This is a genomic window from Lysinibacillus sp. NPDC093712, from assembly GCF_050280025.1.
Classification (GTDB): Bacteria; Bacillota; Bacilli; order Bacillales_A; family Planococcaceae; genus Lysinibacillus.
This window is the reverse complement of sequence record NZ_JBNNUU010000001.1, coordinates 1,112,317-1,130,539: the sequence shown is the minus strand read 5'-3', so window position 1 is coordinate 1,130,539 and position 18,223 is coordinate 1,112,317. Positions and strand designations below refer to the sequence as shown.

Genomic DNA, 18,223 nt, shown 5'->3' with positions numbered 1-18,223 from the left:
ATTTGGCGTGAAGAAAGGTATTAATCGCATGAATAATAAACAATGGACGACTTCAATAGTATTCGCTATTGTCAGTATATTTTTCGTTGCCCTCAATATGCGACCTGCTGTAACAGGGATTGGTCCCTTGTTTAATGTGTTAATAGAGTCGCTACAAGTATCCAATACACAAATGAGTTTACTGACATCCATTCCAGTGTTCTGTATGGGACTGTTTGCACCACTTGCTGTTCCGTTACAAAAACGTCTTGGTACGAAGTCTGCTATTGCACTGCTTTTAGCACTGCTTGTATTTGCTAATGGATTACGGTTGTTAAAAGAAAGCTATGCATTGCTAGTCGTGACAAGTTTTATAGCAGGGTTTGCTATTGCCATTATCGGTCCTATGTTAAATGCATTTATTAAAGAAAAATTCCCGAGTCGCTTTACTACAGTTGTTGGGGTGTATTCTTTTGGTATTGGAACAGGTGCCACATTAAGTGCGGCATTAACAGTATCATTTTACAATGGCTTTCATCAAAATTGGACAGTTGCACTTGGTAGTTGGGCAGTGCTTGCAGTAATTGCTCTTATGATTTGGTTGCTTGTTATCCAAAACAAACAAGGTCATCAGTCTGTACAAGGAGAATATCCTGAAAAGGAAACTGCACGTAATCCGTGGAAAAACGGTCGAGCGTGGACGATTTTACTTTATTTTGGTCTGCAAACATCGCTCTTTTTCTCTATGATGTCTTGGCTAACACCAATGCTACAAGATAAAGGCTTTTCACTTGTTGCTGCTAGTTCGATGCTTACATTTCTATCTATCGTACAAATGATCGGAAATATTGTCGTACCGATGCTAATGGAAAAATGGCGAAGTCGCATTCGTTGGCTTTTAACATTAGCCATTATGGGGGTCATCGGTTTTGCATTATTATGGATAGCAACAGGATTAATGTTATGGGTGGCTGTCCTCATTATAGGGGTAGTGCTCAGTGGATTGTTTCCAATCGGTTTATTATTACCATTGGATGAAGCACGTAACAATGAAGAAGCCAATAGCTGGTCATCAATGGTGCTGTCCGGGGGATTTATGATGAGCGCCGTTATTCCGACGTTAATTGGTTATTGCTATGATTTAACGGGCAACCATTCGTTCACCTATGCAATATTTTTAGTTTTAATGCTCGGTATTATTGGTACAGCACTCGTATTAAAGGAAAAATAAATACATTTACAAGACATGCTTGAATGGTTGAGCATGTCTTAAATGATTTCACTACATTTTAATTCAAAAGGCAGTAACGACAAGGATTTAACTCTTGTCGCTACTGCCTTTTGTTATTGTTATGTTTAGTTAAAATATATGAGATTAAATCTTTTTTTAAAAGAGGTTGTTAAACCGAATCAAAATTCTCCTTTAGAAAGCGTTAGAAAGTTAGCTAACTCTAGCAATTAAAAAAATACTATTGGAGGAATTAAAGATGAGATGTAGTAAAGGTTATGTCATAACAGGAGCAAGTGAACCAGTTATTTACACTTGCGTGAATAAGGATAGTAAAAACGTATATGTGACATTAGAAGGCGTAATAGGTGAGACATGGCCGTTCCAAGGATACGTTAAATTCATGTTACAACGTGAAGCGGATAACGCAGATGGTTGGATAGATGTTTCAACTCATTACGGTGGTTATTGGGGAAATTCAACAACTACGAAAAAACATTTTAGATTTAGTAACATTGGCTATATAGGGAAAGTTATGTTGGTGACTGCAGAATTTTATACTAATAGCAACTATACAAGCAAACTCAAATCATCAGCTTCGCATATGTTTGTGCGTTAATCTTAATTTTGTGTTGCTAGCAAAAAACAAGAGTCTCTCGTTTAGGCGGGAGACTTCTGTTTTGTGTTGAATTTTAGGAGACGTTGTGATAATTTTTGGGTAAATTATTAATTAATAAAGAAAGGTGGTAAAAAATGAAGTTGAGTCATGTTTTAGTTATAGTTGTTTTAACGGCGTTTCTGAGTATAAGTGGTACTTTTTTGATAATAAAAAAGAACTATGCAAACGATGAATCTGAAAGTGCCACAAGTCAACTAGAAAACAGTCAATCAATTTCGAAAGTAGATGAAGAGGAAGAGTTTGTATCGACAGTGGATATATACTTCGGTTGGGAAAATCCAACTCATTCCAAGATGATTGATGAATGGAAAACTGGAGATGAACCCTTTGTCGATAACCTAGTGCAAGAAGTTATTCAACAAATGTCACATCAAAAGATAATTGCAGATGAGAAAGAATCATCGATTATGATTACTCCCGAACGAATTAGTACATTGTTGCAAATGGTGGAGGAAAATAAAGATAGTTTCGATCATAGCGAAAAATACGTAGAGATATTAAAGCGTTGGAAACAAGATGATTTTTCAACGGTAGATCAAGACCATAACGAGATGTGGTTTATTCAAGGAACAAAACAAGGTGGTATAGCCACGGGTATTGCGTCAAAAGAACAAGAGCAAGACTACATATTCCGAGTTTTTGGTATTCCAGTAGAAAAACAGAATTAAATTCTGTTTTTCTTTTTTTATGTAGTATACGGAGAATGAATGAAAAAATCAGTTCGTTGTTACTATTAATAAATACTAGGTTTTTCGCTTTTTTTGATAGAAAGCGTTTATTCTAAAGAAAATAAATAAATAATAATATTATGTAAACTTGAAACGAATGACATCCTTGTTTATGATAGAATAGGAAAGAAGATGAGAAAGAAAGTACTGGTGAATGTATGAGAAACAAAATGCTAATCGTTGGAGCGGCAACCTTCCTATTAACTGGCTGTAGTGATCAGTCCGTTGCAGAAATGTTTAACAAGGAAAAGGCTGAAGTGAAATCGGAAAAGCCTGTGGAGAAGCAGGAGGAAAAGCTTGTTCCAGAGGTGAAGGTTGTAGGAGAGAACGGAATTGGTGCAGGCATTATAGTGAAAAAAGAGCCAAAGATGCTCTATATTGTAACGAATGGAGCACTCGTATCCTCAAAGCCAACAGCACTTGTGCAATTTAGTAACGATAAGCTTGTAGAAGCTGAAGTACGCTATATGTCGACAGCCTATAATATAGCCGTGCTACAAGTGAAGTATAACGCTACGGTCAACGTTCCAACAGTTTATAATGGGAATTTGGATAACCTAGCCGTGTATGTCGATGGTTTACCACACACAATCAAAAAATATAATGACAAGGTAGCTGCGTATTATATAGATGGAGAGGAAGCATTACCGCCTGGTAGCCCTGTAATGGAGGCAGAGAAAGGTCAAATCGTGGGCATTTATTTTAATCGACAGCAACAAGGTGTTTCACAACCATACATATTGCCATTGCAAGATATAGTACAGTTACTTGATGAATGGATTACAGACGGCATGAAGGCAAAAGATCGTTTGTCTCAATCAAAAAATCTATCTACGTATAGTGAAAACGGAGACAAAGAAGCAGTACAACAAGCTATCGAGAAATATGGTAAGGATGTTTTTGCGTATAATGAGGACGAGGTAAAAATATTTATTGACACATTTCATGAGCATCTAAAAGCAGCTGTTGCGATTAATGATGCAAGTGTAATGAAGACTGTCACTGGAGCAGATGATTTACAGAGCGCGCTTAATGACATGGTTGCCTATTATGCGTCTAAGCAAGCAAAAATTCATTTTTCGAATACGACAATTAAACGTATAGAGAAAGTTGGGCAAAACATTGTTGTGCGCGCTAAAACGGAATATGTGCTGACCAATTCTGCGGGGCAGGAGGCACTGGCCAATTCCATCATGACATATGAAATTTTTAAAAATGATCAGGGCGAGTATAAGTTAATTCGTCTTACAGCAGAGGAGTGAGAAATAATATGGAGCAAGCAAAACAAATGCTACAGCACCACTTTGGGTACGATTCGTTTCGCACCGGACAAGCCCAAATTATTGAGCAAACGTTAAGTGGACAGGCGAGCCTATGTGTTATGCCAACAGGTGGGGGGAAATCGATTTGCTATCAAATTCCTGCCCTGATGCTTGATGGCTTAACGATTGTGATCTCACCGTTAATATCACTCATGCAGGATCAGGTAGAGTCGTTGCGAGCAGCAAATATACCAGCTGCTTATATTAATAGTACGTTATCTACACAAGAAGTAGATGAAACAATGCAGCTAGCGAGTGCAGGCTATTTAAAGCTTCTATATATTGCCCCTGAAAGATTAGAAAGCGCCTCCTTTTTACAGGCGTTATCACAATTATACGTTCCATTGCTAGCAGTTGATGAGGCTCACTGTATTTCACAATGGGGACATGATTTTAGACCAAGTTATCGTGCGATTCAAAAATTGTTTACACTGTGGCCGCAAAAACCAACTGTTCTCGCATTAACTGCTACTGCGACACCGGCCGTTTGCGAGGATATCCGCCAATTATTAACGATTGATGAAGAGGCAACGCTTATTACTGGTTTTGAACGTGAAAACTTAGCTTTTACAGTATTAATCGGTGAAAATAAAGAACGATACATTAAAAATTATATTGAAAAAAATAAAACAGAAGTAGGTATTATTTACGCGGCGACACGTAAATCTGTCGATAGTTTGTATGAAATACTTGTTCGTGCTGGTGTATCGGTCGCAAAGTATCATGCAGGTCTATCAGAGGACATGCGCATGTCTGAGCAGGAACGTTTTTTAAAGGATGAGGCTCGTATTATGATTGCAACGAATGCGTTCGGGATGGGAATAGATAAAAGTAATGTTCGCTTTGTTATTCACTATCAAATGCCGCGAAATATGGAGAGCTACTATCAAGAAGCGGGGCGTGCAGGGCGTGATGGACTGCCAAGTGCCTGTATATTGCTATATGCTTCAGGAGATGTACAAACACAAAGATTTTTAATTGAGCAAACACGTGATGAAGCACGAATTGCACAGGAATTAGAAAAATTACAAACAATGGTTGATTATTGTCATACAGAAGGTTGCCTTCAAAATGCGATATTAACGTATTTTGGTGAAGAAGCAGGCGAACCGTGTAATCGTTGCAGTAATTGTAATGACAGCCGTGAAGTGAAAGATGTCACTGTAGACGCGCAAAAGGTTTTGGCTTGTGTCGTACGGATGGGGCAAAAATTCGGTAAAACAATGGTTGCACAAGTATTAATCGGCTCTAAAAATCAAAAGGTTCTTGAATTTGGGTTTTCAAGACTTTCAACATATGGCATTTTAAAAGGTCAGTCTTCCAAGGAAGTTTCAAATTTTATTGAATTTTTAATTGCGGAAGGGTTACTAGCTGTGAAGCATGGGACATTTCCAACGATTTATGTTTCAGAGGAAGGGAAATCTGTGCTTTTAGGCAGTCGAATAGTTATGCGAAAAGAAGCGGTTACTGTTCGAGTCCTTGCAGATAATGATCCGTTATTTGAACACTTACGATTATTACGAAAAGAGATTGCGGATGAAGAAAAGGTACCACCATTCGTTGTGTTCTCTGACAAAACGTTGCGTGAGTTATGTGATAAAAAGCCAATAGAGCTCGAGGGACTAAGACAGATTAGTGGTATAGGTGAAGTGAAATTTGAGAAATATGGTAAGCGTTTCTTTGAGGCAATGCAGTCATTTAATCTTACCTCAAAAATTAATGAGTAAAAGAAAAAGAATCCATTGTGTTTTTCACAATGGATTCTTTTCTTGTTGAAATGAAATAGGAGGGCCTCGCTACACTAAATCCGCTTATTTCTTCCAATGGTCTGAAATAAATTCATCACGCCCAGATATAGCGCGATCTTGCTTATAATGTTCTGATTCTTTTTTATAATAATCTTGATGGTAATCTTCTGCTGGGTAAAAGTGTTGAGCATCACGAATAATGGTTACAATAGGTTTATCAAAGAGACCACTATTCGCAAGTTTTTCTTTTGATGCCTCTGCAATTCGTTTTTGTTCTTCTGAATAAGTGAAAATTGCAGTTGAGTATGATTCACCTCTGTCGTGAAATTGACCATAGGCATCTGTTGGATCAATTTGCATCCAATAAATATCAAGTAATTGTTCATAGCTAAATATCGACGAATCAAATTCGATTTCTACTACTTCTAAATGCCCTGAGTCGCCCTTTTTAACATCTTCATATGTTGGATTTTCTAAATGGCCACCCATATAGCCAGATGTGACCTTATGTATGCCGTCCCACTCAACAAATGGCTTAACCATACACCAAAAACAGCCACCTGCAAATGTCGCTTTTTCAATCATGTTCATCATCCTTTCTATTGTGAAAATATTATAGCATTATTTTGCTCATAACTGGCAAATAGGGTGTAAAATAACGAATAGAGAGATGTTGATGAGGTTAGAGAGAAAAAATGAAACTTTCCTTACTAGCAATCGTTACATTACTATAAAAAAATAGAGGAGTTATTTTGATATGGAAGAGCAAGACTATACAAGACGCTCGCAACGTCCAAAAAAATGTCGATTGCGTAAAGGGAGAGCATTGTTTACGTTCTTATTACTCTGTGTCATTGTAATTGCGGGATATAGCATTATGCAATATCGTAGTGGTTTACAATTAGCAACTGACACAAAGGTAGCACAAGAAGATTTTAGTGGGGACCAAATCAATAGTGATATTGAAAACTATTTATTATTAGGGATTGATACACGTGGTGAAGAAAAATCACGAACTGATACAATGATGGTATTATCTTGGAATAAGAAAACCAATGATGTCAAGCTTGTTTCATTTATGCGGGATATTTATGCAGACATTCCTGGCTACCAATCCTATAAACTAAATACCGCATATTATTTAGGTGGTGTTCAGCTATTAAAAGATACATTAAGTAATATGTTTGGATTACCAATTCATCACTACGCACTTGTAGATTTTAAAAATTTTGAATCACTTGTTGATATTTTAGCACCAAATGGTGTGGAAATAGATGTTGAAAAAGATATGTCTGAAAAAATTGGCGTTACGCTTACTAAAGGTACTCATAATCTCAATGGGCAGGAATTACTTGGCTATGCAAGGTTCCGTCATGATGCGGAAGGAGATTTTGGTCGAGTTGCCCGCCAGCAAAAAGTAATTGAAGCATTAAAAAATGAAATATTAGCACCCCAAAATGTATTAAACTTACCAAAATTTATTGGTGCAGCCCAAGGCTATGTGACAACTGATTATTCATCTTCAGGCGAAATACAACAAGTTTTAAAAATGGTCTCTAAAGGGAAAATATCAATAGAGAAAGCGACAGTACCAATTGAAGGCAGCTATGATTTCCAAAACTTTAGCCATGCAGGGTCTGCGATTGTTATTGATGAGCAGAAAAATAAAGAGTTTTTAAGTAAATTTTTAGGTATTTCTTTAGAGTGATGTTTCGCAAAAACCAACATTATCCTGTAAAATATAGGGGAGCATTTGGATTGGGGTGTGAATATGAGAGAACAAAGACCAAGGGAGCATTCAAACTTTTTTTCGACGAAGTTTATCCGCTTTTTAGGTGGTAAAAATTTATTATTTACGTTGATTATTTTATTATTACTCGCATGTGTGATTTTTATGTTTGGAAAAGTTTCCTTCATATTTACCCCGCTACAAGTATTATTCGAAGTTGTTATTTTACCAGGGGTGCTTGCCGTAATAGGATATTATTTATTACGACCATTATTAGGAATACTTGAAAAGTGGCGTATACCTAGAGCTTGGGGCATCTTAATTTTGTATATCGGTGTCATTGGCGTCATTACGTTACTTGTCGTGCTAGTTTATCCTTTTTTACGTGATCAATTTACGAATTTAGCACAAGAATTCCCTGTGTATTTTATGGCACTAACCCAAAATGTTGTGGAATACTTGAATAACTCACGCGTAAATGAGTATTTAGCCAATATGGATTTTAACTATGAAAAAGTAGTGATGAATTTCACTACAGACATTATTGAAACAGTAAAAGATACAGCAGCTAATTTAGCGCAAGGTGTTGCTACTGGTATAACAGGATTTCTTTCAACCTTAACGGGCATTATTTTGTCGCTCGTTACAGTACCTTTTATTTTATTTTATTTACTGAAAGATGGAGAAAAACTACCGAGATTCGTCATGAAAATTTGCCCGCCACGCATGCGCACAGGGTTACATGATGTTTTACACGATATGGACAAGCAAATTAGTTCTTACATACAAGGGCAAATTTTAGTTTCAATGTGTATTGGAGCAATGGTAACGATTGGCTTCTTAATTATCGGCATGAAATATGCATTGCTACTTGGCTTCCTAGCGATGATTACAAGTGTAGTACCATATTTAGGACCGGTGATAGCTATAACGCCAGCAGCCATTATCGCACTTGTTAATTCTCCATTCATGCTAGTGAAACTTGCCATCGTTTGGACAGTAGTGCAGTTGATTGAAGGGAAGTTTATATCTCCACAAATTATGGGGAAATCATTAAGCATCCACCCAGTTTCCATTATTTTCGTATTATTAACAGCAGGTTCGCTATTTGGTGTCCCAGGTGTTATTTTAGGGATTCCGGGCTATGCAATATTTAAAGTCCTTGTAACACATTTATTTAAATTATTTAAGAAACGATACAATCGCTATGAGGATGAAGAAGTACAAAAATATGATGTGTAAAAGGAACAGCTACTGCGAGCATGCGGTAGCTGTTTTTTTCGTTGGATTTAAAATCCTGTGTTGTCATGCAGGATTTTTTTGTTCATCTTTATCGATGTGAGAAAAAATAGACAGTATATTGACTAAAATGTAAAATAGACAGTATAATGACTAAAATGGAGGTTGAATATGGATATTTACAAAGAACTTTTTTTAATGCAGCAAACGTATGCTACTTTATTTTCATTATCTAATAAAATTCAGGTAAAAGGCGATAAATCCCTTGAACTTTTAACATCAAGACAGTATATGGCGATGTTGTCAATTGCGCATTTACCAAAGGATGAAACGACTTTAAATAATATAGCTAGAAAATTAGGCACGACAAAGCAGAGTACTAAGCAACTGATTACAATCATTGAAAATAAAGGATATGTCAACGTCGTTCCTAGTAAAAAAGATAAACGTGCGATAAATGTAAAAATTACTAAAGCTGGAGAAAAAGCATTGCTTGTTGTTTCAGAAAAAGGAATCTACCTTTTAGAAGAACTTTTCCAAAAATTTTCATCTGAAGAATTAGAAACAATGTGGCATTTATTAAAGAAACTTTATCGTTTTGACGGTGAAGAACAAGACGGATTTGAAGAAGATGGAGATTTACCAATAGATGAAGACAATACGGAATTACAATTAAGAGTTTTGAAGGAATTTGAAAGACGAAGAGTTAACGCAATTAAGAATGGAAATATGATGTGAAAATAAATTATGAAAAGTAAACTTTAAGGAGGTCACTTAGTATGTTTGAAATCGGTGAAGAAACATTACGATTAATTAGAAAGACCTGTAGAGGTAAAAACCATTTAAAATTAACGCTTGGTTATTTAACAGACAACCATACTGTTATAAAAGTTTTTAATGAAAATGGTGAACTGGATTCATCAATAAAATATCATTATGAAATTGGTTCGATTACAAAGACTTTCACTACGTCCTTACTATCAAAATATGTCTTTGAAAATAAGTTGTCACTAAATGATTCAATCCAAATGTATATAGAAGAACTTAAGGGAGAAGATTATTATCCTACATTGCTTCGTCTTGCTACTCACACTTCTGGCTTTGGGGCAAAACTGCCACTAAATAATTGGCAATATTTAAATCTATTTTTAGATTTGATTAAGGGAAGTGGTGATATAAATAAGCATAATCCGTTAAATATGGATTTTAACAAAATGAAAATGTTAATTGAAAATAATAAACTGAAGGAAAAGGATTATTCATGGAAATATTCAAATTTTGGTATAGCACTTATTGGCTATGGGCTCGGAATTGTATCTGCTAAGGGTTATTGGAACACTATGAATGATTATCTTCAACATGAACTTGGACTAAATGATACTTATTTAGGCACAACGAATAATAATTTACAAGGTTATGACAAAAAAAACAATGATTGTGGTAATTGGCAATGGAACGAGGGAAATCTTATTTCACCTGCTGGCGCAATAACTTCAACTGCTGAAGATTTACTTCAATATGCAAAAATCATTATGAACGAAGATAAGAAATACATGTCTATTAGTCATCAGAAACATGGACACGGAACCAAAAAATATGATATGGGTCTTGGCTGGTGGCTATTAAAGAACAACAATCATGTGATGTTACATGGTGGGGGAACAGGTTGTTTTAGTACGTTTTTAGCAATTGATAAAGAAAAGAAAGTTGCATCTGTTGTTTTGGCCAATTACAGATTAGGTAGAAATGATGATGAAAAAATAGGGATTTCATTATTAGAAAGTCTACAAAAATCAAAAAATAGATAACAAAAAGCATGTGAAAGGAAAATCCTCATCACATGCTTTATATATTTAGATGGATACGTTTTTTAGACGATCTACAGCTTCTTGTAATAGCTCTTTTGGCTGTACTAGTGCAAGTCGCAAGTAACCTTGTCCTGCTGTTCCAAAAACAGTTCCCGGTACTGTGACAACACCGATTTGCTCAATTAGCTTAAATGCTAATTTGGTACAGTCAATATCGTACGGATATTTTGCCCAAACGAACATACCACCATCAGAAGGCGCTGCATCCCAACCTAGTTCATGTAAGCCGTTCATTAGTGTTTTATGACGCTCTGAGAAAGTTGCACGCAAGTTCGCTGTAATTTCTTCTGCATTATCTAATGCTACTACAGCAGCATCTTGAATCGGTTCAAAAATACCAAAGTCTAAATTCGATTTAAGTTGCTTTAAGACAGCAATCATTTCGGCATTACCAGCAATATAAGCAATTCGCGTTCCAGCTAAGCTGAAGCTTTTTGAAAGCGAATTAATTTCCATCCCAACTTCTTTTGCGCCAGGTGTTGCTAAAAAGCTAATAGGACCATCACCAGAAAAATAAAACTCTGAGTAAGCTGCATCATGAAGCACAATAACGTTATATTTTTTAGCAAAAGCAATGACCTTTTCGAAATATGCAAGAGAAGGCATAGCAGGTACAGGATTTCCTGGTAAATTTAAAATAAGTAGTTTAGCCTTTTGTGCAATTTCTTCCGGCACTGCATCTAAATCCGGTAAATAATCGTTTTCAGCCGTTTGAGGCATATAGTAAGGTGTTGCACCAGCTAGATGAATGCCAGCATCGTAAGCGACGTACGCTGGATTCGTTGATAGTACAATGTCTCCTGGATCACAAAAGGCGATAGGTAAATGTACTAAACCTTCTTGAGAACCAATCGTTTGAATAATTTCATTAGTAGGATCTAAATCGACGTTACTACGACGTTTATAGTAACGGCTTACCGCATCGTAAAAGCGTTGTGTTCCTGATAGCGTATAGCCATATGATTCTTCTAAGCTAGCTCGATACGATAAATGCTCACGAATTTTCGCATGAGGTGGAAGATCTGGGCTACCTAAGCTTAAATCGATTAAAGACATTCCTTTTTCTTGTTGTTGCTTTGCGAAGCTCTTTAAATCTCCGAAGATTGCTGGGGTGAATAAAGACATTTTTTTTGATGGTACGATTTTCAAAACTAGTACACTCCTTATAGTTGTATAACAGAATAATAGTAGTTCACATTTTAACATACTAAAGCACAGAAAGGGGGAGTTATTCTGAAAAAAGAATATATTCTATTAATGGAGAAGATGCTTGCATAGACTAGCGGAAAAATTTAAGCTAATATGAGAAAAGCTCGCGCATATGATAGCGTCTGGCCCATATCAGCAAAAATAGAGTGATGATTTTGCTATTATTAAGCGAGGAAGGTGTGTGTGTTGATGAAGGTATGCTCGTTAAGTGGACCGAGTGGAACAGGGAAAAGTACTAGTGCTCTAGTTTTTGCACATAAAATAGGGGTAGAAGCAATAATTGATGATGGTTTACTAATTGTCAATGGAATTAAAGTAGCGGGCATATCTGCGAAATTTGAAAAAAATACGATAACAGCTGTACGACGCGCGATTTTCACTGAGGAAACTCATCGTGAGGAAGTCATTAAAGCGCTCGATTCATACAGTGTTCAATCTATTTTACTCATCGGCACGTCCGATAAAATGACGAAAAATATTGCCCAGCGTTTAGAGCTAGGATCAATTGAAACCTATTATTATGTCGAGGATATTCGTTCGCAAAAGGAAATTCAAAAAGCGAAATTTATTCGTCAGACACAAGGAAAGCATGTTATGCCGATACCATATCGCCAAGTTGAGCAAAATTTCTTTAAACGACTCATTCAAAAGGGGAAAGAGATTTTCACTCCTAAGCGCGAAAAAATCGGTGAAACAACAATCGTTCGACCTGATTTCCAACAAGAATATATTGAAATTGAAAAACAAGTGTACGTTCAATTACTTACGTACTGTTGTAATCAGCAAGATATTGTGCAAAAGGTTGAGCAAATACAGTTTAGTCTTGGAGAACAGGCAAAGGCGACCATTTCATTGCAATTAAAAATGCCGATTGATTATTTATTACCACGTCGCTTATATCAATTACAAGAAGAGTTACAATGTTCGTTCTTTCAACATTTTGGCTATGAACTAGATGTCATCAATCTTTACGTTCATTCCGCTTTGCATAAACGAAAATAAAATACAGGTACTCCATACGCGAAAAGGCGAGAGTACCTGTATTTTTATTTTGACGACCGTGTAAATTGCGGTTGACGTTTTTCGACAAAGGCGCGACAGCCTTCTGTAAAATCGCTGCCTACAAATGGTGTAGAACCTTGCCAAAGTGCTGGTACACTATCGACACACTCTTGTACTGATTGTTTTACAGCTAGTAATGATTCTGGTGACATACCAGCAACAAGCTTACCTATTCGAATCATAAACTTATTTATGTCCTTTTCAGCAACTAAGTAGTTGAGCATGCCAAGCTTAAATGCTTCTTCAGCTTTAAACATCCGACCAGTAAATACTAAATCCTTCGTTGTAGAAGGGCCGACTAGTTGGACAAGGCGCTGAGCGAATTTGTTATTTAATGTAATGCCTAATTTGCCTACGGGAATGCCTAATTTCGCTTTTTCAGAGCCGATGCGAATATCACAAGCTAAAGCGAGCTCCAAGCCAGCACCCATCGCCGGACCATTAATAACACCAATAGTTGGAATTGGTAAACGTTCAATTGTTGAAATCGTTTTTTCCATATGTAAAAATGCTTCCTCTGCTTTTTCAAGTGAAATGGCGTTAAATTCTTTAATATCAGAGCCTGCAGTAAAGTTTTCACCGGATCCACGTAAAATAAGCACTTTATTTTTCGGATTATCCAACACTTTTAGGGCAATGTTAGCTAATTGATCCCACATATTTGCTGTTAGCGCATTTTTCGCCTGCGGTCGGTGAATAGTAATGATCGCAAGCCCAGCCGTTTCCTGATAAATAATTTTGGCATCCTCAGCTTCAAGACGAGTCGTTCTTACTTGCATAATTGAAAAGCCCCCTACATTCAGATAGTACTTATATTATATAACACAAAGGAGGGTAAACACTAAATAATACGAATTTTCATGTATTTTCAGCCTGTTATACAAAATTACAAACATTTTCAAGCGATTGTACTACAACAGAATATTGCTATTGTAATAAAGCAAAAGATATGAGAAACTACTATAGGAACATTTGTTTCTTTATTAAAAAAGGGACTTTTCCATATGAGAAGCTGTAATCTATTACTTTATAACAGATTATCCGACACTAAAGTTATTAAAAATAATACCACTACACGCTCACAAAATATTATAAAATTAAACTATCTTACGCTCTATCTAATAAGGAGGAAGCAAAATGGTGACATTGAAGGAGGCATGGCAAAGCTATTTATTGCTTTTAGATTCATTAAAGAAAAGTGCAGCTACTAAAAAACAATACAATATTGATGGACAGCAATTTTTAGCTTTTGCTAGTGAGCAAAACGTTGAACATGTTGATAACCAATTCAAAGAATTAATATTTATATATAGTAATTATTTAAAAGAGAACTATCCAAATGTTAATACATTCAATCACAAAATCGCTTCACTTCGGAGTTTTGTAGACTTTATTTTTTTGAGAGAATGGGCAGAACCATTCGATTATGAAAGCATTTTACAGCCCAAAAAGAGAGGTAAGGATTCCTTAAAATTGCTTACGAAAGAACAATTAATGAGCATTACAGAAGTATGGCCAACTTATTTTCAATACGCAAAAACGCAAGAGCATGCTTGGCTAGCAAGAAGAAATGGCTGTATTGTTCAAATGTTTATCGAAACAGGTTGTAAGCCAGCAGAACTTGTTCGCATGAAATGGGCGCATCTTGACCTTGATAATTTACATATTTCTATTGCCAATCATAACGGTAAGAGAGAAATTAAGCTTTCAAATGTTTTAGTGGAAATGTTGTTGCATTATAAAGCTGCAACGGAGGAATTACATCAGAAAAATGTGGGGGAATGGCTTTGGGTAAGTGAGGCAAGCCAAACAAAACCAATTACGACAAAAACAATAGAACGGATTTTCCAAACGATATCTAAAGATATTGGCACTAATGTACGAGCAACGGATGTACGTTACACTGTGCTTCAAAAAGCGTTACAAAGCGAAAAAACAATAGAAACGATACAGCAAAACATGGGGTATGTTCGAAAATGGGTGTTAACGGAACGAGGAGAAAGATTTAAATAGACGTGCAGTAAAAGATGTTTTCACACGTTTCACTGCACGCTCTATTAAAAATGTGTTAAAGCTTTAACATTTACTTTGACTGTCAAATTATGCTTGCCGCCTGTATATACACCTTCGACGGGACTAATATCTGTGTAGTCACGGCCAATGCATAAAATAATGTGATTTTCTAATACTTCTACATTATTTGTTGGGTCTAAACCAATCCAACCGATGCCAGGAATCATCACTTCAACCCATGCATGTGTAGCACTATCACCGATGAGAGCTGAATTTTCATCGACATATAAATAGCCACTAACATAGCGAGCAGGTATTCCTTTAGCACGTAAAATCGCTAGCATTACATGTGTAAAATCTTGGCAAACACCTCGTTTTAACTCAAATGCCTGGCTTGCAGTTGTCGTGACATTTGTTGCTGTTGGATCATATTCAAATGTCGAATATAAATACTGCATTAAATTAAGCGAAAACAGTACTGGATTTTCTGCGTGACCAATGGCGTGAAAAACATCTTCTATCTGTGCATCAGTCATAAACGTAAAGCTCGTTGATTTTAAATAGGGCAAATAATGCTCATAAAATAGCTGGGAATGGAAAATCGTCTGCATCTCTGGTGAATATTGAATCCGATGAATAAATGGTGCTCGTTGAATACTGACGATAGATGTTGTTTCTATTTCTAGTTCTTGATGTTGCTCAGGAATATAAAATGTACCGACCGTGTTGCCCCAAATATCCGCATGCTCGCGCGTTAATGATGAAGGCGAAATAGCAATTCGGTAGGACAGCAAGCGCTGACGCTCATCACTTCTAGGCTTTAAGCGGATTGTATTCAAGCTTTGATCGACTTCAGATTCATATTGAAAAATATTTGTATGTTGAATTTCAAATTTCATCGTGTCCGCTTCCTTTTGATTACTGACTTGCGTGTTGAAAAGGAGCTGTGAATTGTTCCTTTCAAGATTGTAGGCTGGGTTCATATAAATGATAAATTGTCGAAAATGTATGACCAAAATCAATACATTGACACAATCTTTCCTCCATTGAAAATATTGCTTCCTCTAAGGAAGATGTCGATAAATCGATATTGTTAATAGCACTTAACAATGCTCTTAACGGCGTGTTAAGCGCTAAAAATCGTTCTGTTAGATGGTCTTCTTCGATATGTGTAAATGCCTCTTCTAGTTTTTTGAGACAAACAATCACTGAGCGTGGAAAATGATCATCATGTAATAAATATTGTATAACATTTAGTAAATGTGTTTGATGATGCTTACGTAGGTAAGGCTCTGTTGCTTTTGATAAATCGAGCAAAAATGTTCCGTCTGCCTCTTGTAAATCGCTAGCCATTAGTTTTTGTTGCTCTAGCATAATTAAAATCATTCGAATCATTTTTTCTGCACGTTCAAGCCATTTGCCAACTTGCATAAAATAAAAAGGTAAATCTCGTTCCATTGAGCCCTCAATTAATCCAGTAACCGTCAAAGATGTCTTACGAACATTGTGTAAAAAATAGTTTAAAGATATTAACGGAAAAGGGCGTTCTCGCACTGTTATCTCTTGCTGCATATATAAATAAAAGGCATTGTGTAATTCCCATAACTCAATAGGGATACTATCACGCGTAATGCGTGCATTTTCCCGAATAGCTCTTAATGTTGCATGGATAGCATTGCTATTGTTCTCGGAAAATAAAAGGTATTCAATAAGAGGATTGACACGAATGACTTCATAATATGATATAAACTCTTCTTTCGATGCACAAATATCTAATATTGCTTCCCAGTGATCAAGATATTCATTTTCTTTACCTGATTGCTCCAACATATTCAACAGCTGTACTTGTAATATATGTGCATTCGTTTCTGTTCGTTCACTATATCTTGCCATCCAATATAGTGCGTCTGCTACTCGACTTAGCATGTTGCAATTCCTCCTTTAATATCCACGTATCTTTTGCTCCACCACCTTGAGATGAATTAACGATTAACGAGCCTTCTTTAAGTGCAACACGCGATAAACCTCCAGGAAGCACAAAAATATTACCACCGTTCATAACATAAACACGTAAATCGACATGACAAGGATAAAATTTGCCATGCTGATATGATGGTGCACGTGATAGCTGAATAGTCGGTTGCGCAATGTATTGGTTTGGATGTTTTACTATTTTTTCATAAAAGCTTGCGATTTCCTCTTCACTTGCATGTGGTCCAATTAGCATATCGTAGCCACCTGAAGCACTTACATTTTTAATCACTAATTCTTTTAAATGGTCAAGAACCCATGCTCGTTGACTTTCCTCTTCAAGATGATAGGTCGTCACATTTTCTAAAATCGGCTCCTCATTTAAATAATAACGAATCATGTCGGGTACATAGGCATACATTGCTTTATCATCCGCGACACCATTGCCAACCGCATTCAAAATTGCGATATTTCCCGCTTTATAGGCTTCTATTAAATAGGGTACTCCTAGTAAAGAATCTTCTCGAAAGACAGTAGGATCTAAGAAATCATCATCAATACGGCGATAAATGATATCTATTTGCTCAAGACCATAGATAGTCTTCATATAAACTTTAAGATCCTGAACGATTAAATCTCGTCCTTCCACAAGCTGAATATTTAATTGTTGCGCTAAAAATACATGATCGTAATAGGCAGAATTATACATACCCGCTGTTAAAAGTACTGCTTTTGGTTCTACATTTGCTTTTAAAGCTGTTGGGCGATGTGCAAGAAGGGCATTTTTCATAATTGTCATTTGTTTCTCAAGAGATTGGATTGTATGTTTTGAAAAGAACTCAGGATACACTTCCTTCATTACATATCGGTTTTGAAAAACGTACGAAATGCCAGAAGGATTGCGTAAATTATCTTCCAGTACACGATAAACACCATTTTCATCGCGAATTAAATCAATTCCTGCTAAAAAAATATGGTTATTAATAGGCACTTGTACACCTAACATTTCTGGATAATAAAATGGATTTTGTTCGATAAGGCTTCTTGGAATAATCCCGTCTTCAACAATTAGTTGTCTATTATAAACATCATGTAAAAAGCAGTTTAAGGCTTTAACACGCTGTTTCATACCTGTTTCAATTATGTTCCATTGTTCATGTGGGATAATAATAGGAACAAAATCAAAAGGCATTGTCCGCTCCGTCCCACCCTGTGCACCATATACAGTAAATGTTATACCTTGTCTAAGAAAGCTTGATTGAGCTTGCTGGTATTTTTCTTCTAGCTGATCTTGTGAAAAAGCACTAAGCTTACGATGGAAAGAACGATAATGTGGTTTCGGCTGATCACCATCTAACATTTCATCAAAAAAAGAACCTGAATCATACAATTTCATCATGTGAACCGCCTCCGAATTTAAGTAGTAGAAAAAACGTGTTACACTAATA

General features: G+C 36.2%; 17 protein-coding genes. 11 read left to right on the top strand and 6 right to left on the bottom strand.

Features of this window, described 5'->3' with window-relative positions:
- The first annotated feature begins 28 nt into the window (after window positions 1-28).
- From ACQKNX_RS05900 to recQ, 5 genes are all read left to right on the top strand, one after another.
- Complete coding sequence (locus ACQKNX_RS05900) at window positions 29-1,210, top strand: CynX/NimT family MFS transporter (protein WP_427428021.1); 1,182 nt, start codon at window positions 29-31, stop codon at window positions 1,208-1,210.
- Window positions 1,211-1,466: 256 nt separating this feature from the next.
- Window positions 1,467-1,826, top strand: coding sequence for a hypothetical protein (locus ACQKNX_RS05895; protein ID WP_427428020.1), 360 nt, complete (start codon window positions 1,467-1,469; stop codon window positions 1,824-1,826).
- 200 nt (window positions 1,827-2,026) lie between these two features.
- Window positions 2,027-2,554: a DUF6241 domain-containing protein gene (locus ACQKNX_RS05890; RefSeq protein ID WP_427428019.1), complete on the top strand. Its 528-nt coding sequence runs from the start codon at window positions 2,027-2,029 to the stop codon at window positions 2,552-2,554.
- A 230-nt stretch (window positions 2,555-2,784) separates the two neighbouring features.
- The gene (locus ACQKNX_RS05885; protein WP_427428018.1) at window positions 2,785-3,876 is read left to right on the top strand and encodes a TcaA NTF2-like domain-containing protein; all 1,092 of its coding nucleotides are present in this window, start codon (window positions 2,785-2,787) and stop codon (window positions 3,874-3,876) included.
- An 8-nt stretch (window positions 3,877-3,884) separates the two neighbouring features.
- A complete protein-coding gene (gene recQ, locus ACQKNX_RS05880) occupies window positions 3,885-5,663 on the top strand; it encodes a DNA helicase RecQ (protein WP_427428017.1) in 1,779 nt (592 codons plus the stop codon).
- A gap of 84 nt (window positions 5,664-5,747) precedes the next feature.
- Here the strand turns inward: recQ and msrA are convergent, their stop codons facing one another.
- Window positions 5,748-6,269 (bottom strand): peptide-methionine (S)-S-oxide reductase MsrA, encoded by a 522-nt coding sequence (gene msrA, locus ACQKNX_RS05875; protein ID WP_427428016.1) that lies wholly within the window; start codon window positions 6,267-6,269, stop codon window positions 5,748-5,750.
- A gap of 172 nt (window positions 6,270-6,441) precedes the next feature.
- Between msrA and ACQKNX_RS05870 the strand changes: the two genes are divergently transcribed.
- The 4 genes from ACQKNX_RS05870 (at window position 6,442) to ACQKNX_RS05855 (ending at window position 10,460) form a co-directional block, all read left to right on the top strand.
- Window positions 6,442-7,392, top strand: coding sequence for an LCP family protein (locus ACQKNX_RS05870; RefSeq protein ID WP_427428015.1), 951 nt, complete (start codon window positions 6,442-6,444; stop codon window positions 7,390-7,392).
- Window positions 7,393-7,455: 63 nt separating this feature from the next.
- The gene (locus tag ACQKNX_RS05865; RefSeq protein WP_427428014.1) at window positions 7,456-8,655 is read left to right on the top strand and encodes an AI-2E family transporter; all 1,200 of its coding nucleotides are present in this window, start codon (window positions 7,456-7,458) and stop codon (window positions 8,653-8,655) included.
- Window positions 8,656-8,823: 168 nt separating this feature from the next.
- Window positions 8,824-9,390, top strand: coding sequence for a MarR family winged helix-turn-helix transcriptional regulator (locus ACQKNX_RS05860; protein ID WP_427428013.1), 567 nt, complete (start codon window positions 8,824-8,826; stop codon window positions 9,388-9,390).
- A 41-nt stretch (window positions 9,391-9,431) separates the two neighbouring features.
- Entirely contained in the window at window positions 9,432-10,460 is a 1,029-nt protein-coding gene (locus ACQKNX_RS05855; protein ID WP_427428012.1) for a serine hydrolase domain-containing protein, read from the top strand.
- Window positions 10,461-10,505: 45 nt separating this feature from the next.
- On the opposite strand, the gene ACQKNX_RS05850 is transcribed toward ACQKNX_RS05855, so the two are convergent.
- On the bottom strand, window positions 10,506-11,669 hold the full coding sequence (locus tag ACQKNX_RS05850; protein WP_427428011.1) for an aminotransferase class I/II-fold pyridoxal phosphate-dependent enzyme: 1,164 nt from the start codon (window positions 11,667-11,669) through the stop codon (window positions 10,506-10,508).
- A gap of 249 nt (window positions 11,670-11,918) precedes the next feature.
- On the opposite strand from ACQKNX_RS05850, the gene ACQKNX_RS05845 reads away from it, so the two are divergent.
- On the top strand, window positions 11,919-12,731 hold the full coding sequence (locus ACQKNX_RS05845) for a hypothetical protein (RefSeq protein WP_427428010.1): 813 nt from the start codon (window positions 11,919-11,921) through the stop codon (window positions 12,729-12,731).
- 44 nt (window positions 12,732-12,775) lie between these two features.
- On the opposite strand, the gene ACQKNX_RS05840 is transcribed toward ACQKNX_RS05845, so the two are convergent.
- The gene (locus tag ACQKNX_RS05840) at window positions 12,776-13,570 is read right to left on the bottom strand and encodes an enoyl-CoA hydratase/isomerase family protein (protein WP_427428009.1); all 795 of its coding nucleotides are present in this window, start codon (window positions 13,568-13,570) and stop codon (window positions 12,776-12,778) included.
- 358 nt (window positions 13,571-13,928) lie between these two features.
- Here ACQKNX_RS05840 and ACQKNX_RS05835 point away from each other — a divergent pair, with 358 nt between their 5' ends.
- Complete coding sequence (locus tag ACQKNX_RS05835; protein ID WP_427428008.1) at window positions 13,929-14,804, top strand: tyrosine-type recombinase/integrase; 876 nt, start codon at window positions 13,929-13,931, stop codon at window positions 14,802-14,804.
- Between the two features lie 44 nt (window positions 14,805-14,848).
- Here ACQKNX_RS05835 and ACQKNX_RS05830 read toward each other — a convergent pair whose 3' ends face one another.
- The 3 genes from ACQKNX_RS05830 to ACQKNX_RS05820 all read right to left on the bottom strand — a co-directional run bounded on the left by ACQKNX_RS05830 (window position 14,849) and on the right by ACQKNX_RS05820 (window position 18,174).
- Window positions 14,849-15,703, bottom strand: coding sequence for a transglutaminase family protein (locus tag ACQKNX_RS05830; protein ID WP_427428007.1), 855 nt, complete (start codon window positions 15,701-15,703; stop codon window positions 14,849-14,851).
- 61 nt (window positions 15,704-15,764) lie between these two features.
- Window positions 15,765-16,730 carry an alpha-E domain-containing protein gene (locus tag ACQKNX_RS05825; RefSeq protein WP_427428006.1) on the bottom strand — a complete coding sequence of 322 codons (966 nt, stop codon included), beginning with the start codon at window positions 16,728-16,730 and terminating at the stop codon, window positions 15,765-15,767.
- A complete protein-coding gene (locus ACQKNX_RS05820) occupies window positions 16,684-18,174 on the bottom strand; it encodes a circularly permuted type 2 ATP-grasp protein (protein ID WP_427428005.1) in 1,491 nt (496 codons plus the stop codon). Before ACQKNX_RS05820 ends, ACQKNX_RS05825 begins: the two co-directional genes overlap by 47 nt.
- Window positions 18,175-18,223 lie beyond the last annotated feature (49 nt).